At 71.5% G+C, this 23,014-nt stretch carries 24 protein-coding genes; 13 read left to right on the top strand and 11 right to left on the bottom strand.

Features of this window, described 5'->3' with window-relative positions; translation table 11 throughout:
- Window positions 1-169 precede the first annotated feature (169 nt).
- Both ABD332_RS07540 and ABD332_RS07545 read right to left on the bottom strand, forming a co-directional pair.
- Window positions 170-1,192 carry a cobalamin B12-binding domain-containing protein gene (locus ABD332_RS07540; RefSeq protein WP_344501016.1) on the bottom strand — a complete coding sequence of 341 codons (1,023 nt, stop codon included), beginning with the start codon at window positions 1,190-1,192 and terminating at the stop codon, window positions 170-172.
- A complete protein-coding gene (locus ABD332_RS07545; protein WP_344501018.1) occupies window positions 1,189-2,514 on the bottom strand; it encodes a PP2C family protein-serine/threonine phosphatase in 1,326 nt (441 codons plus the stop codon). Before ABD332_RS07545 ends, ABD332_RS07540 begins: the two co-directional genes overlap by 4 nt.
- Window positions 2,515-2,651: 137 nt before the next feature.
- Here ABD332_RS07545 and ABD332_RS07550 point away from each other — a divergent pair, with 137 nt between their 5' ends.
- Window positions 2,652-2,993, top strand: coding sequence for an STAS domain-containing protein (locus tag ABD332_RS07550; RefSeq protein ID WP_344501020.1), 342 nt, complete (start codon window positions 2,652-2,654; stop codon window positions 2,991-2,993).
- Between the two features lie 100 nt (window positions 2,994-3,093).
- Here ABD332_RS07550 and ABD332_RS07555 read toward each other — a convergent pair whose 3' ends face one another.
- A complete protein-coding gene (locus ABD332_RS07555) occupies window positions 3,094-3,504 on the bottom strand; it encodes an ATP-binding protein (RefSeq protein WP_344501022.1) in 411 nt (136 codons plus the stop codon).
- Between the two features lie 78 nt (window positions 3,505-3,582).
- On the opposite strand from ABD332_RS07555, the gene ABD332_RS07560 reads away from it, so the two are divergent.
- Entirely contained in the window at window positions 3,583-4,005 is a 423-nt protein-coding gene (locus tag ABD332_RS07560) for a TraR/DksA family transcriptional regulator (RefSeq protein WP_425552145.1), read from the top strand.
- Between the two features lie 48 nt (window positions 4,006-4,053).
- On the opposite strand, the gene ABD332_RS07565 is transcribed toward ABD332_RS07560, so the two are convergent.
- Window positions 4,054-4,284, bottom strand: a complete 231-nt coding sequence (locus ABD332_RS07565; protein WP_344501026.1) for a hypothetical protein — start codon at window positions 4,282-4,284, stop codon at window positions 4,054-4,056.
- A gap of 94 nt (window positions 4,285-4,378) precedes the next feature.
- Here ABD332_RS07565 and ABD332_RS07570 point away from each other — a divergent pair, with 94 nt between their 5' ends.
- The 5 genes from ABD332_RS07570 to ABD332_RS07590 all read left to right on the top strand — a co-directional run bounded on the left by ABD332_RS07570 (window position 4,379) and on the right by ABD332_RS07590 (window position 9,657).
- The gene (locus tag ABD332_RS07570; RefSeq protein ID WP_344501028.1) at window positions 4,379-7,024 is read left to right on the top strand and encodes a hybrid sensor histidine kinase/response regulator; all 2,646 of its coding nucleotides are present in this window, start codon (window positions 4,379-4,381) and stop codon (window positions 7,022-7,024) included.
- A 33-nt stretch (window positions 7,025-7,057) separates the two neighbouring features.
- Entirely contained in the window at window positions 7,058-7,432 is a 375-nt protein-coding gene (locus ABD332_RS07575) for a response regulator (protein WP_344501030.1), read from the top strand.
- 106 nt (window positions 7,433-7,538) lie between these two features.
- A complete protein-coding gene (locus ABD332_RS07580) occupies window positions 7,539-9,173 on the top strand; it encodes a sodium:solute symporter family protein (RefSeq protein WP_344501032.1) in 1,635 nt (544 codons plus the stop codon).
- A 12-nt stretch (window positions 9,174-9,185) separates the two neighbouring features.
- Window positions 9,186-9,470, top strand: a complete 285-nt coding sequence (locus ABD332_RS07585; RefSeq protein WP_344501034.1) for a hypothetical protein — start codon at window positions 9,186-9,188, stop codon at window positions 9,468-9,470.
- Window positions 9,471-9,513: 43 nt separating this feature from the next.
- Window positions 9,514-9,657, top strand: coding sequence for a hypothetical protein (locus ABD332_RS07590; RefSeq protein WP_344501036.1), 144 nt, complete (start codon window positions 9,514-9,516; stop codon window positions 9,655-9,657).
- A 17-nt stretch (window positions 9,658-9,674) separates the two neighbouring features.
- Here ABD332_RS07590 and ABD332_RS07595 read toward each other — a convergent pair whose 3' ends face one another.
- Window positions 9,675-9,986 carry a hypothetical protein gene (locus ABD332_RS07595; protein WP_344501038.1) on the bottom strand — a complete coding sequence of 104 codons (312 nt, stop codon included), beginning with the start codon at window positions 9,984-9,986 and terminating at the stop codon, window positions 9,675-9,677.
- A 3-nt stretch (window positions 9,987-9,989) separates the two neighbouring features.
- Here ABD332_RS07595 and ABD332_RS07600 point away from each other — a divergent pair, with 3 nt between their 5' ends.
- The 3 genes from ABD332_RS07600 to ABD332_RS07610 are packed head-to-tail and all read left to right on the top strand — an operon-like array spanning window position 9,990 to window position 13,165.
- Complete coding sequence (locus tag ABD332_RS07600; RefSeq protein ID WP_344501040.1) at window positions 9,990-11,003, top strand: hypothetical protein; 1,014 nt, start codon at window positions 9,990-9,992, stop codon at window positions 11,001-11,003.
- Window positions 11,004-11,021: 18 nt separating this feature from the next.
- A complete protein-coding gene (locus ABD332_RS07605) occupies window positions 11,022-11,717 on the top strand; it encodes a response regulator transcription factor (protein WP_344501042.1) in 696 nt (231 codons plus the stop codon).
- Complete coding sequence (locus ABD332_RS07610; protein ID WP_344501044.1) at window positions 11,714-13,165, top strand: sensor histidine kinase; 1,452 nt, start codon at window positions 11,714-11,716, stop codon at window positions 13,163-13,165. The genes ABD332_RS07605 and ABD332_RS07610 overlap by 4 nt, the downstream gene beginning before the upstream one ends.
- A gap of 61 nt (window positions 13,166-13,226) precedes the next feature.
- On the opposite strand, the gene ABD332_RS07615 is transcribed toward ABD332_RS07610, so the two are convergent.
- Complete coding sequence (locus ABD332_RS07615; RefSeq protein WP_344501046.1) at window positions 13,227-16,109, bottom strand: carbohydrate-binding protein; 2,883 nt, start codon at window positions 16,107-16,109, stop codon at window positions 13,227-13,229.
- A 174-nt stretch (window positions 16,110-16,283) separates the two neighbouring features.
- Between ABD332_RS07615 and ABD332_RS07620 the strand changes: the two genes are divergently transcribed.
- Window positions 16,284-16,760, top strand: coding sequence for an alpha/beta fold hydrolase (locus ABD332_RS07620; protein ID WP_344501048.1), 477 nt, complete (start codon window positions 16,284-16,286; stop codon window positions 16,758-16,760).
- On the opposite strand, the gene ABD332_RS07625 is transcribed toward ABD332_RS07620, so the two are convergent.
- From ABD332_RS07625 to ABD332_RS07645, 5 genes are all read right to left on the bottom strand, one after another.
- Window positions 16,741-17,835, bottom strand: coding sequence for a TolB-like translocation protein (locus tag ABD332_RS07625; RefSeq protein WP_344501050.1), 1,095 nt, complete (start codon window positions 17,833-17,835; stop codon window positions 16,741-16,743). The genes ABD332_RS07620 and ABD332_RS07625 overlap by 20 nt on opposite strands.
- On the bottom strand, window positions 17,832-18,365 hold the full coding sequence (locus ABD332_RS07630; RefSeq protein ID WP_344501052.1) for a SigE family RNA polymerase sigma factor: 534 nt from the start codon (window positions 18,363-18,365) through the stop codon (window positions 17,832-17,834). Before ABD332_RS07630 ends, ABD332_RS07625 begins: the two co-directional genes overlap by 4 nt.
- A gap of 91 nt (window positions 18,366-18,456) precedes the next feature.
- Entirely contained in the window at window positions 18,457-18,939 is a 483-nt protein-coding gene (locus ABD332_RS07635) for a Rieske (2Fe-2S) protein (protein ID WP_344501054.1), read from the bottom strand.
- 17 nt (window positions 18,940-18,956) lie between these two features.
- Window positions 18,957-19,547 (bottom strand): DUF6529 family protein, encoded by a 591-nt coding sequence (locus ABD332_RS07640; RefSeq protein ID WP_344501056.1) that lies wholly within the window; start codon window positions 19,545-19,547, stop codon window positions 18,957-18,959.
- A 16-nt stretch (window positions 19,548-19,563) separates the two neighbouring features.
- Complete coding sequence (locus ABD332_RS07645; RefSeq protein WP_344501058.1) at window positions 19,564-20,271, bottom strand: hypothetical protein; 708 nt, start codon at window positions 20,269-20,271, stop codon at window positions 19,564-19,566.
- A gap of 144 nt (window positions 20,272-20,415) precedes the next feature.
- Here ABD332_RS07645 and ABD332_RS07650 point away from each other — a divergent pair, with 144 nt between their 5' ends.
- Complete coding sequence (locus ABD332_RS07650) at window positions 20,416-22,323, top strand: adenylate/guanylate cyclase domain-containing protein (RefSeq protein ID WP_344501060.1); 1,908 nt, start codon at window positions 20,416-20,418, stop codon at window positions 22,321-22,323.
- Window positions 22,320-22,976 carry a Crp/Fnr family transcriptional regulator gene (locus ABD332_RS07655; protein WP_425552147.1) on the top strand — a complete coding sequence of 219 codons (657 nt, stop codon included), beginning with the start codon at window positions 22,320-22,322 and terminating at the stop codon, window positions 22,974-22,976. Before ABD332_RS07650 ends, ABD332_RS07655 begins: the two co-directional genes overlap by 4 nt.
- The last annotated feature ends 38 nt before the right edge of the window (window positions 22,977-23,014 follow it).

The raw sequence follows: 23,014 nt of genomic DNA on the forward strand, positions 1-23,014 counted from the left end.
CGATGGCTGGCCGCACCGTGCTGGTGGGCAGCCTGCGCTGAACGTTCGCGGGTCCGGCACGCTTCGGGCTGGTGCCGCACCGCCTACTTGGCAACCTACACCACGCCTGCAAATTGACCTTCAAACCCGTATTCATGGCAGTACGTGCAGTAGTTCCTGCTGCTCAGAGTTACAGGGACTTGAGGTGGCGGGCGGCCTCGGGGAGGGGTTCGCCGACGGTGCGGTGCAGGGCGAGCCATAAGCCCGGGATCGCGCCGGCGGGTTCGCCCCGGGCGGCGAAGAGCGCCGTCAGCCAGTCGCTGGCCTCGCGGAGCAGCCTCGGGTCGTCGGTGAGCAGCGCCGCCGACAGGGCGTGCAGGGCGTGGTCGATCGCGTCGTCGAACAGGCCGCCGTCCTGCGAGGCCGGGTCCTGCGAGGCCGAGTCCTGAGGTCCGGTGTGGGGGGACTCGAGCCAGCTCCGGCGGGCCGTGGCGCGGAACTCGGCGAAGCGGACGACCATCTCGGCGTGCTCGTCGGCGCCGGCGTGGCGGGCGCGGTCCGTGGCGGCGCTGTGAAGGTCCCCGCGGGCGACGAGGCCGTCGAGCACCGCCGCGGCGGCGCGAGCGTCCTTCGCCCAGCCGGAGGCGCCCAGCGCCCGGGCCCGCGTGTCGTCCGGTCCGAAGGCGCCGCCGCCGACGAGGACCTGCAGGCCCGCCTCGCGGGCGGCGTCGATGAGGCGGCGGGCGGCGGGCAGGGAGGCGGCGACGGAGCAGCTGATCGCGACCGCGTCGGCGTCCACGTCGTCGAGGAAGCGGGCGAACTGGCGGGCGGGCATCGACGCGCCGAGGAAGGTGGTGCGCCAGCCGGCCGCCTGCAGGCAGTACCCGACCAGGCGGGCCGGCAGGCCGTGCCACTCGCGCTCCGCGCAGGTGAGGATCACGTGGCCGAGCGGGTCGGCGGGAGCGGCGATGCGGGCGCCGACGGCGAGGGCGACGGACTCGCTGATCGCGGTCGCGGCGTGCTCGTGGGCGACGGTCCACGAGCCGGCCGCCCAGCGCAGGCCGACCTGCTCCTGCGCGCGGCCCACGACGTCGAGCAGGACGTCGACCGGGTCGGCGCCGCCGTCGACCAGCGCGAGCGCGTGCGCCACGGCGCCCGCCGCGTCCCGGCGCTCTAGGAACGAGAAGTACGGCCCGAAGGGCAGAGCGGTCACGAGGCGGCCGCCCGCAGGGCCAGCACCGCCAGGTCGTCGCGTTGCGTGCCGTCGGAGCCTTCGAGGACGGCGATCTCGATCGCCTCCACCAGCGCGTCGACGCCCACCTGCGCGTACTGCGACAGCAGCTCGGCGAGGCGCCGCGTGCCGTCGCGGACGCTGTGGTGGCGGGCCTCGGTGACGCCGTCGGTGTAGAGGACGAGGGTGTCGCCGGGTGACAGGGTGACCTCCGCCGGCGTGTACTCGACCTCGGGGACCAGGCCGGCCGCGAGGCCGCGCACCGCGACGGGCTCCACCGTGCCTGAGGCGCGGACGGCCAGCGGCGGCGGGTGGCCGGCGGAGGCGACCTTCACGTGCAGGGCACCGCAGGGCTGGCGGCGGACCCGGCCGTAGACGGCGGTCACGTACCGGCCGGAGGCGGTGCCGTCGAGCATCGTGTTGAGGGCGCGGAGCACCGCGGCGGGGTCGCGGTCGACGGCGGAGGCGCCGCGGACGGTGTGCCGGGCCTGGCCGGTGACCACGGCCGCCTCGACGCCCTTGCCGGAGACGTCGCCGAGGACGAACGACCAGTCGTCGGGGCTGCCCCACGCGTCGTAGAAGTCGCCGCCGATCTCGGCGTCGGTGGAGGCGGCACGGTAGCGGGCGGCGAGCGCGCTGCCCTCCAGCTTCGGCAGCTCCGGCGGCCGGAGGCTGGCCTGCAGGACGGTGGCCACGCCGGCGCGCTCGGCATACCGGCGGGCGGCGTCCAGCGCGAGCGCGATGCGGACCGCCAGCTCTTCGGCGATGGAGATGTCCTCGGCGACGAACCCGAAGCCGGTGCGGCGGGCGAGCGTCAGCGTGCCGAACGTCGTGCCGCGGGCGGTCAGCGGCAGGCCCAGCACGTCGGCCGGGCGCAGCGCCGTGACCTGCTCGCGCATCCGCTCGTCGGGCACGAGGGCGAGCAGGCCGTCGGGCTCCAGCGGGTCCTGCTCCAGCGAGACGTGCAGTAGCTCCGGCCGCCCGGTGACCAGTAGCCTCGACTGCCCGTTGACCCCGTCGGCGTCGGGATGGCGCCGGGCCGCGGAGGAGGTGCCCGTCTTGTTGACGACGAGGCTGGTGTACGACGCCCCGTCCCGACCGATGAGCATGATCTGCGCCCAGTCGGCGAGGTGCGGCACGCATGCGGTCAGCGAGCGCCGGACGGTGTGCGGCAGGTTGAGCGACCCGGAGACGGTGCGGCTGGCGTCGGCGAGGAACTGGGCCCGCCGCTGGGCGACGGCCAGCATGGCGGCGTCGTCCAGCGCGTCCGGGGCACGCCCCACGAAGCCCAGGTCGCTGGTCATGGGTTCGAGTCTGCGTCGTACCCCGGACCGGGTCAAACGGTGTGAGCGTTTGAAGTCCGCCCAATGGGTACCACACACTGTTGACCAGCGATCAGTAGCCGATCCGTAGCTCGGTTCGCGAAAGGACACAGCGCAACGTGGTCAACGACGAGACAGTCTGGGAGCTGTCGGTGCGCCGCGAGGGGCAGCGGGCACGACTCGACACGGTGGGTGACCTGGATCTGGACACCGCACCGAAGCTGCTCACCGAGGTGGTCAAGCAGCTGGACGCAGGCGTGACGGAGCTGGTCATCGACCTGACCGAGCTCGCCTTCATCGACTCGAGCGGGCTGGGGACGCTGGTCGGCTGCTGGCGGCGGGCACAGCAGGCGGGCGCGACCTTGATCGTCGCCAACCCCAACGACGACGTGTCCATGACCCTGGAGATCACCGGTCTGGACCAGATCCTGCCGATCAGGGACGAGAAGCAGGCCGCCTGATCGACGAGCGGACGAGAAGCAGGCCGCCTGAACAACGGGCATCAGCGCTGACAAACGAGTACAACGACCACCAGCGCTGATGAACGGGAAGGACGCCGGCCTAGATCAGCTCGGCCCAGACGATCTTGCCGATCGGTTGCGGGCGGACGCCCCACGAATGGGCCAGCCGCGACACGATGAACATGCCCCGCCCCGAGGTGCTGGTCTCGTTGTCGATCTCGGTGATCCGTGGCAGGGCGGGGCTCGCGTCGCCCACCTCGATGAGCACCGCGCCGTCGCGGCGCAGCAGGCGCAGCGCGGCCGGCGGGATGCCGTGCCGCAGCGCGTTGGCGACCAGCTCGTGCCCGACCATCACCGCGGCGCGGGTGAGGTGGGGCAGGTCCCACACATGTAGCGCGCGCGTGATCACCCGGCGGGCCTGACGCGCCTCGCCGACGGGCACCTCGACGCTGACCGCGTCCGCGCCGGGCGCGACGAGGTCGTCGGGGTCGACCGTGAACACGTACCTCATGGTGCCCGCTCACGCCCCCGTTGAACAGTGACACGGCACCGCGAGTCGGGCAGGTGACAGGTTTGCGGCAGGTCTGCGATGGGCAAACCGAAACCCAATCGAACTCCAGGGGGGCCCGTAATGCTCGTCCAGCCAGAAATGACGGTCGCCGGTGGCGCGCAGCGCTCTTCGGACCTGCGTGCCGCGCTGTCGGCGCGTCATCAGGAGCTCGCCGACGAGTATGCCGAGGCGGTCGCCGAGATGACCCTCGCGGGTGTGGTCGACGCCGGTGACGACGTCGCCGACCTGGGCACCAAGGCGTTCAGCCGGGACCAGGAGCTCGCCCTCGCGCTGTCGATCCGCGGCCGGATGGACCAGGTGGAGCGGGCGCTGGAGCGGCTCGCGGATGGCACGTACGGCCGGTGCGAGCGCTGCGCCGAGGACATCCCGGTCGCCCGCCTGACGGCCTTCCCGTCGGCGACCCTCTGCGTCCACTGCAAGAGCCTGACCGAGCGCCGGTAACGACCACCGCGAGAGCCTGACCGAGCGCCGGTAACGGAGAAGGCGGCGCTAGTGGCGGGCGCCGCTGGCGCTCAGCCGCTCGACGACCCCGAGGGCCCGGTGCGCCGCGCTCTGCAGGTGCGGCAGGTAGTCCGCGGCGGCGGAGTCGGCGGCGAGGTCCTCGGACAGGAACGCCACATAGTTGAGGATGGCGCCCAGCGCGTTGGAAAGGTCGTGGGCCCCGTCGGCGATCTCGGCCCGCAACAGGGCGAGCTCGTCGGCCGGTTCCGTCGCGCCCATCCGTCCCCCTGGCTAGAGTGAGTCCCGTTCTACTGTTACGGGGCGTAGTCGAATGGTAACTCTAGTCACAACACTGCTCGTAGTAGCGGTGTTCTTGCGTGCACTTGTGGGGTACGCCGCCACCCGGGATCCGATCCAGCGGGACATCACGCTGATCTTCCTGCCCCCGGTGGTGGTGTGCGCCACCGCGATGGCCCGCCAGGTCCTGGTGAGCCCGCTGCCGCTTGCCGCGAGCGCCGCCTCGACCGCGCTGCTGATGCTGCAGCCGTACCTGACGCTGCGGCTCACCGCAAAGCTGCGGCACGTGCCGGCCTGGCTCAGCCGCGCCCTGCTGGTCGCGCTGCTCGCCAGCATCGCCGCCGTCGCGGTCGCGCCTCGGCCGCTCAACCTCGGCTACCTGCTGCTGGCCACCGGCGCGTTCACCGTCACCGAGGTGATCGCCGGCACGTACCTGCTGCTCGGCGCCCAGCGGCGCTCCGGCGCGGCCCGGGCCAGGCTGCGGCTCGCCGGGGCCGCCACCTACCTGTTCGTGCTGATGATGCTGATGCTGTTCACCGGCGCCGTGCTGTACCCGGGCACCACCAGCTGGCTGGCGCCCGCCGGCCGGGTCGTGGCGCTGGTGTCCGCGATCGGCTACCTGGTCGCGTTCATACCGCCCGCGTGGCTGCGGCGGATGATGTCGGCCACCGTCTGGTACGAGGCGACCGAGGACCTCCAGCGGCTGCCGGCCGCCGTCAGCACCGGCCAGGTGTGGCGCCGCTACGTCCAGGTGGTGCACGAGACGACCGGCGCCGACGCCGTCGTGCTGGTCCGCACCGCCCCCGACGACCGCCTGGAGCAGGTCGCCGCCGTCTGCCGCTCCGGCGCCAGCGTGCCGCACGAGCCGATGCCCGAGCTGACCGCCGCCGACCTGCAGGCGCTCCTGACCGCCAGGCAGCCGGCCAGGGGAGACAAGAGCGAGTTGGCCGCCTGGTACGCGCAGACCACCGGCGCCCAGTACGTCACCGCGCTCGAGCTGCCGCTGGCGCAGGGCGAGCGCGGCGCCGTGCTGCTGCTCGACCACTACCGCGCCCTGTTCACCGTCGACGACCTGCGCCTCGCGGCGGTGCTCGGCGGCCAGGCCCAGGTCCTGGCGGAGCGCAGCACCATCGTCGCCGAGCAGCGCCGCCTCGCCGAGCAGCTGGCCGAGTCCGTGGACGCGCTCACGTACGCCAGCCAGGCCAAGAGCGACTTCCTCGCCGGCATGAGCCACGAGCTGCGCACCCCGCTGAACGCGATCATCGGCTTCAGCGACCTGATGCGCGCCGAGCACCCCGACGGCGACCGGCGCGCCGTGCCCGCCGAGTGGGTCGACCACATCCACAACAGCGGCCGGCACCTGCTCTGCCTCATCAACGACATCCTCGACCTGGCGAAGGTCGAGGCCGGGCGGATGGAGCTGCACCCGGAGCCGCTCGCCCTCGACGCCGCGGTCAACGACGTGATCACCGGCCTGCGGCCGCTCACCGACCGCAAGCGCCTCGAGGTGACGATCGACGTGCCGCGGGTCGGGGTCCTTGTCGACCCGCTCCGGTTCCGGCAGATCCTGGACAACCTGCTGTCCAACGCGATCAAGTTCACGCCCGAGGGCGGCCGGATCTCGCTGACCGCCGCGCAGGGGGCCGGCGAGGTCGCGCTGACCGTCGCCGACAGCGGGGTCGGCATCGCCGCGGCGGACCACGGCCGCGTCTTCGAGGAGTTCCAGCAGGTCGGCGACGCCGCCCAGCGGAAGGCCGGCACCGGGCTCGGCCTCGCGCTGACCCGGCGGCTGGTCGAGGCGCACGGCGGCTCGATCGCGCTGCAGTCCGCGCTCGGCGAGGGCAGCCGTTTCACCGTACGGCTCCCGGACGCCACCGCCGAGATCCCCGACGCCGCGACCGACGAACCGCTCGCGGACCGGAGCGTCAGCGCGAGCTCCGTGCGCGGCCGGGTGCTGATCATCGACGACGACGCCCGGGCGGCCGAGCTGCTGCGCACCTACCTCAGCGCCGCCGGATACCGGGTGCGGGTCGCGCCCGGCGGCAGCGAGGGCCTGGTCGCGGCGCGGAGCTGGACGCCCGACGCGATCCTGCTCGACGTGATCATGCCGGACATCGACGGCTGGGACGTGATCCGGGAGCTCAAGCAGGAGGACGCGCTGCGCGACATCCCCGTCTTCTTCGCCACTATCGTCGACGACCGCAGGGCCGGGCTGTCGCTCGGCGCCACCGACTTCTTCGTCAAGCCCGTCGACCACGACCTGCTGCTCGCCCAGCTCGCCCGGCACATCGTCCCGGCGAAGGGGGCCGGCGCCGAGGGCGCCTCGGTGCTGGTGGTCGACCGCGACGACCAGACCCGGCACGTCGTCGAGCAGCACCTCCGCGACGGCGGCATCGACGTCGTCACCTGCGACGACGGCCCGGAAGGGCTGCGCCTGTCCCGCGACCGGCGCTTCGACCTGATCATCTGCGACCTGCAGATGGCCGACGTCGACGGCTTCGCGCTCCTCGCCGGGCTCGAGGGCGACCCGGCGACCAGGGGGATCCCGGTCCTGGCGCTGACCGAGCCGGACCTGTCCGACGCCGACCGGGTCCGCCTGACCGGCAAGGTCATCGGCACCATGCCCCGCAGCGCCGCCGCCTCCGACGGCGTCCGCGAGTGGGTCGACCTGGCCGCCGTGGCCAGCACACTGTCCGACGCACGCGGAAACGGAGCGATCTGACATGAGCAGGCCTGGCGCAGCGGAGGTGACGGCATGAGCAAGGTTCTGCTGGTCGAGGACGAGGAGCTGAACCGGGTCCTGGTCCGGGCGATCCTCGCCCGTGCCACCGACGACATGATCCGCCGGATCGAGCTGGTGGAGGCGGGCAGCCTCCAGGTGGCCCGCGACGCGCTCGCGGAGCACGCCGTCGACCTGATCCTCCTGGACGTCAACCTGCCCGACGGCAACGGGCTCAGCCTCGCCGCCGATCTCAGCGCCCAACCGGACCGCCCGCAGGTGATCGCCCTGACCGCGAGCGTGCTGCCGCACGAGCGGGCCGCGGCGATGAGCGCCGGCTGCGACGCGTTCCTCGACAAGCCCTACGGCGCGCAGGACCTATTGAAGATCATTGGTGAGCATCTCCCCTGATGGCCGGGTTTGAGCGTCACCTACCCGTGGGTAGGTGAATTGACGCTCACTCGTCGTCGCTGGGGAGGAACGGGTGCGAACACTCGCCGATGGTCTCCGCCTACAGATGGACGCGCTGGACTACGTCCTGCTGTCGCTCTACTTCATCACCGTCCTGGGCGTGGGCCTCGCCGCCCGCCGCTCCATCAAGAACAGCGCCGACTTCTTCCTGTCCGGGCGTTCGCTGCCCGCCTGGGTGACCGGTCTCGCGTTCGTCTCCGCCAACCTGGGTGCCCTGGAGATCCTGGGCATGGCCGCCAACGGCGCCAAGTACGGGATGATGACCGTCCACTACTACTGGGTCGGCGCCGTTCCGGCGATGGTGTTCCTCGGCATCGTCATGATGCCCTTCTATTACGGCTCCAAGGTGCGCAGCGTCCCCGAGTACATGCGGCGCCGCTTCAACCGCCCCGCCCACCTGCTCAACGCGCTGTCGTTCGCGCTCGCCCAGGTCCTCATCGCCGGCGTCAACCTGTACGCGCTCGCGCTGATCATGCAGGCGCTGCTCGGCTGGCCGCTATGGACCGCGATCGTGGTCGGGGCCGCGATCGTCCTGGCGTACATCACCCTCGGCGGTCTCTCCAGCGCGATCTACAACGAGGTCCTCCAGTTCTTCGTGATCATCGCCGGGCTGCTGCCGATCGCGATCATCGGCCTGGTGAAGGTCGGCGGGATCAACGGGCTGTTCGACGCGGTCCGCGACACGAAGCTCGGCGAGGCCGGCCTGCACACCTGGGCCGGCACCGGCGGCAGCGACAATCCGCTCGGCGCGCCCTGGTGGGGCATCGTCTTCGGGCTCGGGTTCGTGCTGTCGTTCGGCTACTGGACGACGAACTTCGCCGAGGTCCAGCGTGGCCTGTCGGCGCGGAACATGAGCGCCGCCCGCCGGACGCCGATCATCGCGGCCTACCCGAAGGTCCTCATCCCGTTCGTCACCGTCATCCCGGGCCTGGTCGCGCTCGTCACGGTCAAAGGGCTCGGCGCCGACCAGGGCGACCTGCAGTACAACAACGCCATCCCCCTGCTGATGCGCGAGTTCCTCCCGAACGGTGTGCTCGGCATCGCGGTCACCGGCCTGCTCGCGTCGTTCATGGCGGGCATGGCCGCCAACGTCTCCGGGTTCAACACCGTCTTCACGTACGACATCTGGCAGGAGTACGTGAAGCGGGACAAGCCCGACGGCTACTACCTGCGCATCGGCCGCTGGATCACGGTCGTCGGCGTCATCATCGGCATCGGCACCGCGTTCATCGCCTCCGGCTACAGCAACATCATGGACTACATCCAGGCCCTGTTCTCGCTGTTCAACGCCCCGCTGTTCGGTGCGTTCATCATCGGCATGTTCTGGAAGCGGATGACCGCGTGGGCGGGCTTCTGGGGGCTGCTCACCGGCACGGTCGCGGCGTTCATCGTCTACGCCGGCTACAAGTGGTGGGGCTGGTTCACGTTCGGCTCCGACCTCGACGAGTCGTTCTGGGGCGCCGGCATCGCGTTCGTGACCGTCGCGATCGTCTCCGTCGTCGTCACCCTCTTCACCACCCGGAAGACCGACGAGGAGCTCAGCGGCCTCGTGTACGGCGTCGGCGACCACGACCTGAGCGCCGGCGAGCTCGCCGGTGACCGGGCCTGGTACCGCTCCCCGATCCTGCTCGGCGCCGGCGCGCTGATCCTGGCCTTCGCGTTCTACCTGCCGTTCCTGTAGGGGGTGCTGCACATGTCCGACCAGCCGACGAAAGCGGAGACCGCCAGGGCGGCCCGGTTGTTCGACGTCCGCCGCGTCATCGGCGGCCTGTTCACCGTGTACGGCGTGATCGTCACCATCGTCGGCCTGTTCGACTCGCAGGCCGAGATCGACAAGGCCGCCGGCGTGCGGATCAACCTGTGGATCGGGCTCGGCATGCTCGCGCTCGGCCTGCTGTTCCTGCTGTGGCAGTGGTGGCGGCCCGCCGAGCCGCCGCCGGCGAGCGACATCCCACCGGCGGGCCAGATTCGGGAGTAACAGCCAGTTCCGGGCTCCGGCGCGACGGGGGACACTGCGCGGCATGGAAATCGTGCTCGCTGACATCGCGCCGGACCCGGAGCCGTCCGCGACCGGAGTGGCGGTCGTGGTCGTGATCGGCGGGATCGTGGTGGTGACCGCCGTCATCGTGCTCGTCGTGTGGCTGCTACGCCGGTCCCGGTCCTAGAGCAGCCCAGAGCGGCCCTAGGACACCAGCCCGATGAGCACCGACGCGGCGTTCGCCCCGAGACTCGTCACCAGCAGCAGCGCCGGGTCGCGGCGGCACGCCAGCCACAGCGCCGCCGCCTCGACCACCACGACCGCCGCCTCCGCGCCCCACAGCGCACCCGCGGACGGGCGCGGCGCCAGCGACCACCACAGCACCGGGTGCGTCAACAGGTTCACGGCGACCCCGAGCAGCGCCGCCTTCCGCCAGGCCACCAGGCGGAGCGCCGTCAGCGCCAGCACGTACAGCGGAACCTCCACGGCGAGGGTCAGCAGCAGCGCCGGGATCACCACATGAAGGTAACGCTGCAGTTCCTGGTCGCCGCCGGTGCCGCCCTCACCGTCGCCCTCGGCGCGCCGCTCGCCACGACCGTGCTCGGCCTCATCGCGTTCGGCGTGCTGCACAACGTCCTGGAGCTGCGCTACGTCACCGGGCGGTTCGCGCCGGTGCTCAACGGCCGGTTCCTGGCCGTGCTGCTCGGGCTGATCACCGCGATCGTGCTCTGCCGGCTCGCCGCGATCGTCGTCGGCCAGCCGGCCCGCACCGCGGAGATCCTCATCGGCTACGCCGTCCTCGCCGCCGGGTGCGCGCACGCGCTGCGCGGCTGGCTGCTCGGCCTGTCCGGCGCGGTCCTCGCGGTCGCCGGCGCGGTGTCGCTGACCTGGCCGGCCTACCACTTCGTGGTCCTCGCGCACCTGCACAACGTCGTGCCGCTGTTCTTCCTGTGGGAGTGGGCCGCGACCCTGCCACCCGCGACCCGCCGCTGGTTCCGGGGCATCCAGGTGGGCTGGGTGTTCGTGCTGCCGTCGCTGCTGCTGTACGGCGTCGCCGACGCCGCGCTGCGGGACGTCTCCGCCTCGGCGGTGGCCTCGTTCGCCGGCGACCCCGCGAAGATCGTCGCGCTCAGCGCCCCACCCGGTGCCGACACGGTCATCGGCGCGCGGTTCCTCGTCGTGTTCGCGTTCCTGCAGACCATGCACTACTTCGTCTGGGTCTGGTTCCTGCCGCGGCACGCGCCGGACGCGGCCAGGGCCTTCGAGCGGCGGGTGCCGTGGCTGCGCGGCCCGCGCGCCTGGGCCCTCGGCGCGGGCCTCGGCGGCGTCCTCGCCATGCTCTTCGCCGTCGACTACGCCTCCGGCCGGGCGATGTACGCGGCATTCGCCTCGTACCACGCGTACCTGGAGTTCCCGGTGTTGCTCGCGTTGCTCCTCGGTGCCGATGCAGCGCGTTCACAGCTGGTTTTCAGGGAAACCGGACCCGGCAGCCAGGAAGCGGCGGCAATGTCGACGGTGACAAGGGAACACTGACGCACCTGGGAGCGAATCATGACGCGGCTGCTTGTGGTCGACGACGAGCCGGACATCGTCGAGCTGCTGTCCGCGAGCCTGAAGTATCACGGCTACGACGTGGCCAGCGCCACCAGCGGCCGGCAGGCGATGGAGGAGGCCCGCCGCTTCCGCCCCGACATGATCCTGCTCGACGTCATGATGCCCGAGCTCGACGGCTTCGAGGTGCTGCGCAAGCTGCGCGGCGAGGGCACCCGCGTGCCGGTCCTCTTCCTCACCGCCCGCGACGCCACCGAGGACAAGATCAAAGGCCTGACCCTGGGCGGCGACGACTACGTCACCAAGCCCTTCAGCCTGTCGGAGATCCTCGCCCGCATCCAGGCCGTCCTGCGCCGCGTCGCCGACCCGGCCGGCGGCGCCGCGGCCGCGTCGTCCCGGCTGACCTTCGCCGACATCGAGCTCGACGAGGACACCCACGAGGTGTTCAAGGCGGGCCAGGAGGTCCAGCTGTCGCCGACCGAGTTCAAGCTGCTGCGCTACTTCATGACCAACCCCGGCCGCGTCCTGTCCAAGGCCCAGATCCTCGACCACGTCTGGCAGTACGACTTCGGCGGCGACGCCGGCGTCGTCGAGTCCTACGTGTCGTACCTGCGCAAGAAGATCGACACCTCGGAGCCCCGCCTGCTCCAGACCCTGCGCGGCGTCGGCTACTCCCTCCGACTGCCACGGACATGAACGCCTGGCCGCTCCGCGTCAAGCTCGTCGCCCTGATGCTGTCGCTCCTCACGGTCGCACTGGCGATCACCGGCGGCATCGGCGTCTACAGCACCCGCAACTACCTGGACGACAAGCTGCGCAACCAGCTGCGGGAAACCGCGCCGCGGGCGGGCGGGGGCTGCACCCCCGCGGGACTGCCCAAAACGTCGACGGGTCCCAACGGCCGTCGAGGTCCCGCACTGCCCAGTGGCTACTGGTCCGCCTGCATCGCCCCTGACGGCACCATCACCAGGTCGGAGTTCGAGCCGGTGGACGACGGGCAGGCCGAGCCCAAGCTGCCCGCCAACATCAGCGACCTGAGCGGTCCCGGCCCGTTCTTCACGGTGCCGTCGACCAACGGCACCGGCCATGACTGGCGCGTCCTCTTCGCCAAGGGCCCCGACGGGTTCGTCATGGTCGCGTTGAGCGAGGACGAGATCGACGCGACGGTCACCCAGCAGATCTGGGTCACCGTGGGCGTCGGGGGCGGGGTCCTGCTGCTGCTCGCGGTGGTCGCGTACCTGCTCGTGCGGTCCAGCCTGCGGCCTCTCGTCGAGGTCGAGCAGACCGCGGAGGCGATCGCGGCGGGTGACCTGACGCGGCGCGTACCAGAGGCGCATCCGAGAACCGAGGTCGGCGGCCTGTCGACGGCGTTGAACACGATGCTCGGGCAGATCGAGACCGCGTTCGAGGAGCGGCGGGCCAGCGAGGAGGCGGCCCTCGCGTCGGAGGAGCGCATGCGCCGCTTCGTCGCCGACGCCAGCCACGAGCTGCGCACCCCGCTGACGTCGATCCGCGGCTTCGCCGAGCTGCACCGCCAGTCGGGCGGCGCCGACGAGACCGTCGGCCGGATCGAGCACCACGCCACCCGCATGGGCCTGCTCGTCGACGACCTGCTGCTGCTCGCCCGGATGGACCAGCAGCGCCCGCTGGAGAAGAAGCCGGTCGACCTGCTGGCCCTGGCCACCGACGCGATGATCGACGCCCGGGTCACCGCCCACCACCACAAGCTGCGCCTGCGCACCCTCGGCGGGGGCGACGACGACGTGGACCTGGAGGAGCCGGTCGTCCTCGGCGACGAGACCAGGCTGCGCCAGGTGCTCCAGAACCTCATCACCAACGCGTTGACGCACACCCCCGCCGGCACCGAGGTGACCGTGTTCGTCGGGACGGAAGGCCGCGACGTGGTCCTCGAGGTCGCCGACAACGGTCCCGGCATGACCCAGGAGGACGCCGACCGCGTCTTCGAACGCTTCTACCGCACCGACCCGAGCCGCACCCGCGCGCTCGGCGGCTCCGGCCTGGGCCTGTCGATCGTCAGCGCCCTGGTGACCGCACACGGCGGCAAGGTCACCCTCCGCACCGCCCCTGGCGAGGGCGCCGCCTTCCGCGTCACCCTCCCCCTGCACACCCCCGGAAAGCCGTGATCCGGAAGACCTTGTGTACCCAGGGGTGCACAAGGTCTTCCGGATCATTGAGAGCGGGACGTTACGGGTGGGTCCAGGTCTGGGCGCCCGTGCCGTTGCAGTCGTAGATCTGCAGCTGGGTGCCGTTGGTGGTGGTCGAGCCGGGGATGTCCAGGCACTTGTTCGCCTGGGGGTTGCGGATCGAGTTGTTCGCGCCGATCACCCACTGCTGGGCCGCGGTGCCGTTGCACGTGTAGAGCTGCACCAGCGTGCCGTTCGTGGTGCCGCTGGCCTTCACGTCGAGGCACTTGCCGGCCAGGCCGGTGATGGTGCCGTTGGCGTTGACGGTCCACTGCTGCGCGCCGGTGCCGTTGCAGTCGTAGATCTGGACCTTGGTGCCGTCGGCGGTCTGGCTCGCGTTGATGTCGGCGCACTTGCCCAGCGCCGTCAGCGTGCCGGTCCGCGCGCCGCCCGGGGTGCCGATGCCCGGGCCGGTGAAGGTGTAGCTGTCCAGGTCGAGGATCGCCCCCGAGCCGCCGGTGAACACGATGTACAGGTCGTGCGTCCCGTCGTCCGGCTTCGTCACCGGCCCGCTGACCTCGGCGTAGGTCTCCCAGCCGCCGGTGTTGGGCACGGTGAGGCGGGCGACCTCGGTGCCGGTGGGGGAGTCGTAGCGGAAGGAGACCGTGCCGCCGCCACCGCCGGAGGAGACGCGCGCCTTGACGCCCGTGATGTTCTTCAGCGACACCGCGTGGTGCCGGACGCTCTCCCCGGACTGGATGTCGCCGAGCCGCTTGCCGCCGTCGGCCGCGGCCGCCGTGATGACCTGCGGGCCGGACAGCGACACGTAGTGCTCGGCCTGCCAGTACTTGGGCCAGAGGGTGAACTCCGACGAGCCGGTCAGCGGCACCGAGCCGGCCGCGCCGTTGTCGGTGTAGGTGGCGCGGACGACGAAGAACAGCACCGAGTCGGGCCCGGCGTGCACCGGCCCGGTGTTGAAGGTGGCGGAGCAGCCGGTGCCGGAGCCCTCGTCGTGGGCGTGCTCCTGGTGGCCGAGCGCGACCGCGATCACGATCTTGGAGCAGTCGATCGGGCCGTCCTGCGGGTCGGTGGCCGAGGCCGTGACCGTGAAGTTGTCATTCCAGTCGAACATGCCGCCCGCCGGGACGCCGGAGATCGTGACGGTCGGCCGGTTGTTGCCGACGGTGATCGGCACGAGCGTCGTGCCGGTGTGGCCCGCCGGGTCGCGCACCGTCAGCCGTGCCTGCTTCGCGCCGTTCGTCGTGTACGTGTACGACGGGTTCGCCGCGGTGGAGTCCGTCGTGCCGTTGTTGTCGAAGTCCCAGGCGTACGTGATGGCGTCGCCGTCAGGGTCGCTGGAGCCGGCGCTGGAGAAGGTCACCGCGAGCGGCGCGAGCCCGTTGTCCTTGTTGACCGTGGCCTTGGCGACCGGCGACCGTCCACCCTGGACATAGTTGATTTTGTACAGGCCGGCGTCGGCGGCTCCGGAGAAGTAGCCGCTGCCGTACTCCAGCATGTACATCGAACCGTCGGGGCCGAACTGCCAGTCGATCGGGTGCACGAAGGGCATGCCCGCGTTGACCGGCTCGATCCCGCCGGAGACCGGGTTGCCGGTGGCCGGGTTGTTGTTGTCGAAGTTGACCATCTTGACCCAGTTGCGGCAGTACTCGGAGATGATCCACTTGTTGTCGTAGTACTGCGGCCACTTCACCGACGAGTTGAGGTTGGGGTCGTAGTGGTACACCTCGGTGTGGTTCGGCGAGCCGCACCCGCCGGGGCTGTCCAGCTGCGGCCACTGCACGCTGCCGCCGTGCTGCTCCCAGACCAGCGCCGGCTTGGTCGCCGGCAGCTGCTGCAGGCCCGTGTTGCGGGGCGAGTTGTTGACCGGCCCGGTGCTGCCGCCGCACGGGAACCAGCCGCGCGGCGCGTTGGCCGCGAAGTCCCAGTCGTTGTAGGCCACGTTCGGGCCGCCGCAGTAGGGCCAGCCGTAGTTGCCGGGGCCGCTCGCCCGGTTGAACTCGTCGAACGCCGCCGGCCCGCGGTTGGCGACCGTCGCACCCGCGTCGGGGCCGACCTCGCCCCAGTAGAGGGTGTTGTTGGCCTTGGTGTCGACCCAGATCCGGTACGGGTTGCGCGTGCCCATGATGTAGATCTCGCCCCGGGTCTGCGCGCTCTGCGCGAAGAGGTTCCCGGCCGGGATCGTGTAGGTGCCGTTGCTCTCCGGGTGGATCCGGTTGATCTTCCCGCGTAGGTCGTTGGTGTTGCCCGAGGTGCGCTGGGCGTCGTACTGCGGGTCGCGGTTGGTCCGCTCGTCGATCGGCGCCATGCCGGCCGAGTCGCCGCCGGAGTTGGTGTTGTCACCGACCGCGAAGTAGAGGTTGTTGTTGCTGTCCCAGGTCATCGACCCGGCCGAGTGGCAGCACAGGTTCCGCTCGGTCGGCCACTCGATGATCATGTCCTCGCTGGCGGGGTCGAGGACGTTGGTCGAGGGGTTGAAGGTGAACCGGGAGATCCGGTTGACCAGCGGCGTCACCTTCGGCGAGTAGAAGATGAAGACCCAGCGGTTGGTGGCGAACTGCGGGTGCAGCGTGATGCCGATCAGCCCGTCCTCGAAGCGCGCGTCCAGCTGGAGCGTCAGCGCCACGGTCGTGGACTGGGTGGTGGGGTTGTACAGCCGGACCTGGCCGCCGGCGGCGGTGGTGCCCCGGTTGATGTACATGACCTTGCCGTCGGGCAGGACGGCCAGCTCGATCGGCTCGCCCATGGTCAGCCCGCCGTCGAGCTTGACCTTCTCGAAGTCGCTGGCGGGCGGCGGTGCCGCGGCGGCGGGAGCGGGGGCGGCGGCCTCGACGGTCGCGAACGTCGCGAGACTCACGAGACTCGACGCGATCAGGGCCAGGGCTGACGTGCCGACGGTCCATCGTCGGCGGTGGGGGTGTTTCACCGGACCTCCTGTGAGCGGACTGCCCGATGGCCTCCCGCCGACTGGAGGACATCGATGTGCGCCAGACAGTAACGTCTTTCGTTCGAAAGCAACAGACTTTCCTCGATATTGACGAAAGTCGGTTACCTCTTCCGTGGTTGGCCCTACCGGAGGCCCGCGACAGTTGGGTATGAAATGAGGGTGTTCGATGAATGGGTCGACCTCTGGGACGTGACCCTTCGAATCCGGCGCGAAGGCTCGGGCCCGCCGGTGCTGCTCCTGCACGGGCACGCGGGCACCCTGGAGGTCTGGGACGAGCTCGCCCCGCTCCTCGCCGCGCACCACACCGTGGTCCGGCCGGACCTGCGCGGCCACGGTGCGTCGGCCCGGGCGACCGACGAGGACTGGCCGGCGCTCGTCCACGAGATGGTCCTGGACAGCCTGGCGCTCATGCACTCGCTCGGCCACGACAGCTTCGCCGTCGTCGGCAGGGACCTCGGCGGCCACGTCGCGGCGGCGCTGGCGGCGGAGCACCCGACGAAGATCGACCGGCTGGTCGCCGTCGACGCCGTCCCGCTGCCCCCGCCGGCATGCCCCACGCTCGTCCTGTGGTCGGACGGGCCGCCGTTCACCGAGTCCCTGCTCGACTTCCTCAGGCCCGGTAGAACATGACCGCCGCCGGGTCGTGCGCCGGCAGCGGGTAGGTGTGCGTGAGCTTCAACGCCTGGTCGAGCACCTTGACCTCGGTCGCGGTCACCACGACCAGGCCGCCGTCCGGGCGGAACCAGACGTGCTCGAACGCGCCCAGCTGCAGGCGCATCCGCTTGACCGTGTTGTAGACCACCACCGTGCGGTACACGTGGCTCGGGTCGCTGTTGACGTTGCCCAGCGCCACCAGCAGGCCGCTGTCGGAGACCGCCTGCACCGAGGTCGGGCAGCCCGCCGTGCGCTCGCACTCGTCCAGCCCGGTGACCGGCACCGTCCGCGTCGCGCCCGCGCCCTCGGTCGAGACCTTGAGGTCGTTGCCCTGGAACAGGTAGGCGGTCGTCACGCCGCTCGGCGAGTACGCCAGGTACTGCGGCCGGTCCGGGAGAGGGTGGGCCGCGCCGGTCGCCACGTCGTACCGGACGCCGCCCGCGACCAGCGCCGAGCCGTCGGGCGTCCAGACGACGGTGTTGCCGCCGTCCCACCGGACGTTCTTCGCCACCACGTGACGGGCGCCGCCGTTGGTGGCGACCACCAGGTCGCCCGGGGCGATCCGGTCGCGGTCCGGGGACGTGTTGATCGCCAGCCGGGTCCCGTCGGGCGACGGCGTCGCGTACATGTCCTCGCCGGTCGCGGTGCCGAAGTTCACCGTCTGCGGGGTTCCGCCGGCGTACCGGTGAAGCTCGATCGCCTTGCCGGCCTTCAGGGTGAGGAAGGACAGCGCGCCCGGGATCGCGGCAGCGGGCGACGGCGGCGCCGAGGAGGGCGAGGAGGACGGCGCGGACGACGGCGCGGACGGCGATCGGGACGGCGTGGCCGAGACGGCCGGCGCCACGTCCGGCCGGGTGTCCTCGTGCCGGACCTTCAGCAGGGCCGCGCCGCCGGTCAGGGCCACCGCCACCGCCACCCCGGCGGCCGAGGCGGCCAGCGTCCGGCGCGTCCGCAGCCGCCGCGACGTGCGGTCCACCCGCTGCCGCAGGCCGGCCAGGTCGGTGCCGGCCATCTCGCCGGCGAGGTCGTCCAGGCGATCGTGCAGGTTCATCGGAACATCCCCTCCGTCGCCGTGCCGGCGTGGTCGTCCGGCAATGCCCTGCGCAGCGCCGCCAGCCCGCGGGCGAGGTGGCTCTTGAGGGTGCCGACCCGGCACCCCAGCAGCTCGGCGGCCTCCGCCTCGCTGCGGTCCTCGAAGTAGCGCAGGACCACGGCCGCGCGCTGGCGGGCCGGCAGCGTCAGCAGCGCCTGCCGCAGTGCCAGTCGCAAGGCCAGCCGGCTGGTCGCGTCCGTGGCATGGTCGCGCCCGTCGCGGCGCTCGGGCAGGTCACCGAACAGAGACTCCGGGACGCGCCTGCGCCGCCACCGGCTGACCTGCAGGTGGTACATGACCTGCCGGGCGTACGCCTCGGGGTTGCCGCCGTCGCGCAGTCGCCGCCACGCCCGGTGGGTGCGGGCGAGGGCGTCCTGCACCAGGTCCTCGGCCAGGTGCCGGTCCCCGGTCAGCAGGTACGCCGTGCGCAGCAACGCCGGCGTCCGGGCCCGGTAGAAGGCCTCGAAGTCGTGCTCGTCCGGTTCCATCAGCGCTATAAACGCCGACGGGCCACCAACGGGTTACACAGCCGGGTGCCCGGGATCCGCGAGGGACCCCGGGCACCCGACCCTGTGGGAGTCATGCCTTGGCGATGGAGTCGCCGTCGACCTTGATGGCGACGGCCTTGAGCGGCTTGCCGGCCGGCCCGTTGGCGACCGAACCGTCGGCGACCTTGAACTTGCTGCCGTGGCACGGGCAGTTGATGGTGCCGCCGGACACGTCTCCCACGACGCAGCCGGCGTGCGTGCACACCGCGGTGAAGCACTTGAACTGGCCGGCGGTCGGCTGGGTCACCACGATCTTCTGGTCCTCGAAGATCTTGCCGCCGCCGACGGGGATGTCGGAGGTCTTCGCGAAGCCACCGCCCCCACCGGTCGCGCCCCCACCGGTCGCGCCGCTGCCGGTGGCCGCCGCCGCGGTGTCCGCGCCGCCGGTCGCGGCGGGTGCCGCCCCGTCCGAGGAGGTGCCCGTGTCGCCGTAGGCCGCGCAGCCCGCGAGGGCCGCGGTGAGGCCGGCCGCACCGGCGCCGGCGATCAGGGTCCGTCGAGTCGTGTTGCTCATGGTTCTTCGATTCCCTTTCAGATCTTGACGCCGAACGTGGTGAAGAACCACAGCGCGGAGGTGACGAACAGGCCGGAGAGTGCGGTGAAGACCAGCCCGCCGAAGAGCGGCAGTGCCCAGTTCGGCACGCCCTTCTTGGCGAGGAGCAGCATCTTCGCGGCGAATACGCCGTAGAAGAAGCAGCCGAACAGCGAGTGCATGAGCGTGCGGGTGTCGAAGTCGGCGAAGCCCAGCGCGTACAGGCAGTGCAGGGCGACCGGGATCGACGCGATGAACGCCAGGCGGCCGGACCAGCGGTGCAGCCCGCCGAGCCAGCCCGCGTTCGGCAGCGGGATCTTGCCGTACATGACGAGCGCGGTGAAGAGCTGCACGACTGCGAGCGCGAAGGCGAGCGTCGCGAGCCACACCTTGACCGTCTGCGGGCTGGAGAAGCCCGCGACGTTCACCGCGATGCCGGTCGGCTCGTGCACCTTGCCGTAGACGCCGAGGGCGCCGGCGACGAAACAGGCGACCAGCACCGGCACGATGAGGGTCGCGGCCGTCCTGTTCGTGGGCTGAGGGTTGGTGGGCTGGACGACCGGAGCGGTCTGGGTCTCATCCGGGGACATGGTGACGGCTCTCCTCTCAGTAACCGGAGCTGGCGTTGGGGTTGCCCGCCTCGATCGGGACCTTGGTCCCGTCGACCGTGGCGGTCTTGCTGTTCACGTCGAACGGCGGCGCCTCGCTGGTCTCGCCGTTCTTCGTCTGCACGCCGACCTGGCGGCCGTCCGGCAGGACGACCCAGCTGGCGTCGAGCTTGCCGCGCAGCGACGCGGCGGAGCGGTACAGGCCCGAGGGCGCCGCGGCCACCTTGACGGTGAAGCCCCACGACTTCGTGCCGGCGGTGACGTCGCCCTTGACCTGGCCGCCGCCGTACGTGCCCTTCAGGCTGCCCTTGGCGCCGGTGAGCTCGACCTGACCGTTGGCCATGGTGCCGTTGAGCCACGCCTCGACCTTCTTGCCGTCGCAGACGTAGGCGATCGCCTTGCCGTTGTTGACGACGATCGCGAGCGAGGCGGCCCCGCCGTCGACCGCGCCGGCGTACGTGACGGTGCCCTGCTGGCCGGCGTTGCCGCTGCCGTCGCCGACCGGCGCGCTGGACGCCGGTTGCGAAGGAGGCGGGTCGGCGGCCGGTTGCGAAGAGGCCGGCGCGGCGACGGTCCCGGTCTGCTTGGCCGAGGCCGCGGCCTGGTTCTTCTCGACATCGTTGCTGAGGTCGACGTTGAGCGTGTACAGAACGCCGGCGACAACAAGTCCGGCGCCGAGCGTGACGAGCGGTGCCTTGAACCTCATCGGTGACTCCCACAGTTGATCGCACCCGTCAGGTGCTTCGATGAATATGAGACCGAGGTTGGCGTACCGTGTCTGCGTCCAAAGACGCACAACGCAACTGCTGCAATGTCGCCAAAGTGACCAGCTAGAGAATGGGTGCGTTCGATGCCTCGTGTCGTGGTCTGGGCGAGCCACCTGGCATTGCCCCTCGCGGGCCTGTGGCTGCTGCTGACCCGTCCGGGGGCGGACCTGATCTGGCAGCACCACGACACGCACTTCTGGCTGGTCCTCGTGGTCGCCGCGGTCAACGTCGCGGTGGGCGCCGCGATGAGCGTCGCCGCGCACCGCCGGCAGGACGGGCGGCTGTTCCTCGTCTCGCTGGTGTTCCTGGCCGGCGCCGGCTTCCTGTTCGCGCATGCGCTCGCCACCCCGAAGGTCCTCATCGCGCACCCCAACGCCGGCTTCGACATGGCGATGGCGGTCGGCCTGATCATCGGTGCACTGCTGGCGTTGGTGTCGTCGGTACGTCTCCCGCCCGGCATCACCCGGTGGCAGCTGGCCCTGCGCCCGCTCCTGGCGGCCGTCCTGTTCGCCTGGATCGTCGTGTCGGTGCTGGACCTGCCGCCGCTGAACCGGCAGACCCAGGTGCGCGACGTCGAAGGGCCGATGGTCGTCGCCTCGTATGCCGCGGTCGCGCTGTACCTGGTCGCCGCGGTCCGCTTCTACCTGCGGTACCGGCGCGCGCCCGGCGTGGTGCTGCTGTCGGTGGTGACCGCGTTCGTGCTGCTGGCCGAGGCGATGCTGGCGGTGACCCTGGCCGACAAGTGGCGGTTGTCGTGGTGGGAGTGGCACCTGATCCTCACCGTGGCGTTCCTGTTCGTCGGCTACTCCGCCTACGTGCAGTACCGGCGCGAAGGCAGCGCCGCGGGGCTCTTCGACGGGATCGCGGCCGCCGAGACCACCCGCCGGATCCGGGCGCAGTACACCGAGGCGCTCGAGGAGCTCGTCACCGCCCTGCAGGAGTCCGAGGCGGGCGGCCGGCCGGAGCGGCTCGCGGCGCGGATGGCGGAGCGCTTCGGGCTCACCGAGAAGCAGGCCGAGGTGCTCGACCGGGCCGCCGCCGCGCTGCTCGCCGAGCGCGACCTGACGGGCCGGCTCGGCGCCCTCGTCACCGTCGGCGAGCAGGCCCGCGTCGGCGCCGGCGAGGACGAGTTCCTGCGCTCTGCGGTCGACGCGGTCCGCCCGTCCTTCGGCGACGTCGAGGTCGGCCTCGTCTCCGGCGGCGTCACCGCCGTGACCGGCGCCGACGTGCTGCCGCTGACGGTCAAGGGCAAGGTCGCCGGCGGGGTGCGGATCCCCGCCACCGGGCGCCCCGAGCTGCGCGCCACCCTCGCCAACCAGCTGTCCATCGGGCTGGAGAACGCGCGACTGTACGGGGAGCTGTCGACGCTCTTCCGGCAGTACATGTCGCCGGACGTCGCGGCCGCGCTGCTCGCCGACCCCGGCCAGGCCGCGCTCGGCGGCCAGCTGGTCGACGTCACGGCGCTCTTCGCCGACCTGCGCGGCTTCACGACCTTCTCCGAGGCGGTCGAGCCGGGCGAGATCGTCGAGATGCTCAACCGGTACCACGGGGTCGCCGTCCCCTGCATCCTCGACAACGGCGGCACGATCGTGCAGTTCGTCGGCGACGCGCTGCTGGCGCTGTTCAACGCGCCCGCCCGGCAGGACGACCACGAGACGCGGGCGGTCCGCGCGGCCCTGCAGATGCAGGACGCGGTGCGGGTGATCGCCGCCGGGCACCCCGGCTGGCCGCGTTTCCGGGTCGGCGCCAACACCGGCCCGGCGCTCGTCGGCAACATCGGCAGCGAGCTGCTGCGCGGCTTCAACGCGATGGGCGACGCCGTCAACGTCGCGGCGCGCCTGCAGACGATCGCCGAGCCCGGTCAGGTCGTCATCGGCGGCGCCACCCACGACGCGCTGCGCGGCGTGGTCGCGACCCCCCTCGGCGACCTCGAAGTGAAAGGACGCCGACAGACAGTCCGGGCATATGTGGTGCAGAGTTTGAACCCGTGACCGAGTTCTTCGACCTGCTGAATACAGACGAGCAGGCCGCGCTGGAGGCGGCCGGGCACCGGCGGCAGTGGAAGCGCGGCGCGGTCATCTACCGCGAGGCGAGCCGCTCCGAGTCGGTGATCGTGCTCAAGGCCGGCCGCGTGAAGGTCTCCTCCGACACCGCCTCCGGCACCGAGGTGGTCCTCGCCGTGCGCGGCCCCGGCGCGCTGCTCGGCGAGCTGTCCGCGGTCGACGGCGGCCCGATGTCGGCGACCGTCACCGCCCTCGAACCGGTCGTCGCGCTCGCCGTGCCGTCGCCGGAGTTCGAGCGCTACCTGCTGGGCCACGCGCGCGTCTCGATGCTGCTCATGCGCGAGCTGATCGGCCGGCTCCGCGACGCGGACCGCAAGCGGATCGAGTTCGGCGCCTACGACACCACCGGGCGGGTCGCGGCCCGTCTCGTCGAGCTCGCCGAGCGCTTCGGCGAGCAGACGGACGAGGGGCTGCGGATCAGCCTGCCGCTGTCGCAGGACGAGCTCGCCGGCTGGACGGGGTCGTCGCGTGAGGCGGTCACGAAGGCGTTGCGCACGCTGCGTGAGGAGGGCTTGATCCAGACCGGTCGCCTGCACGTGATCGTCCGGGACCTCAGCACATTGAGAGATCGCGCTCAATAGCCGGGTTCACCCTTGCTTTGACCCTCGCACCACCACCC

The organism is Dactylosporangium maewongense (assembly GCF_039531485.1).
Taxonomy (GTDB): Bacteria; Actinomycetota; Actinomycetes; order Mycobacteriales; family Micromonosporaceae; genus Dactylosporangium; species Dactylosporangium maewongense.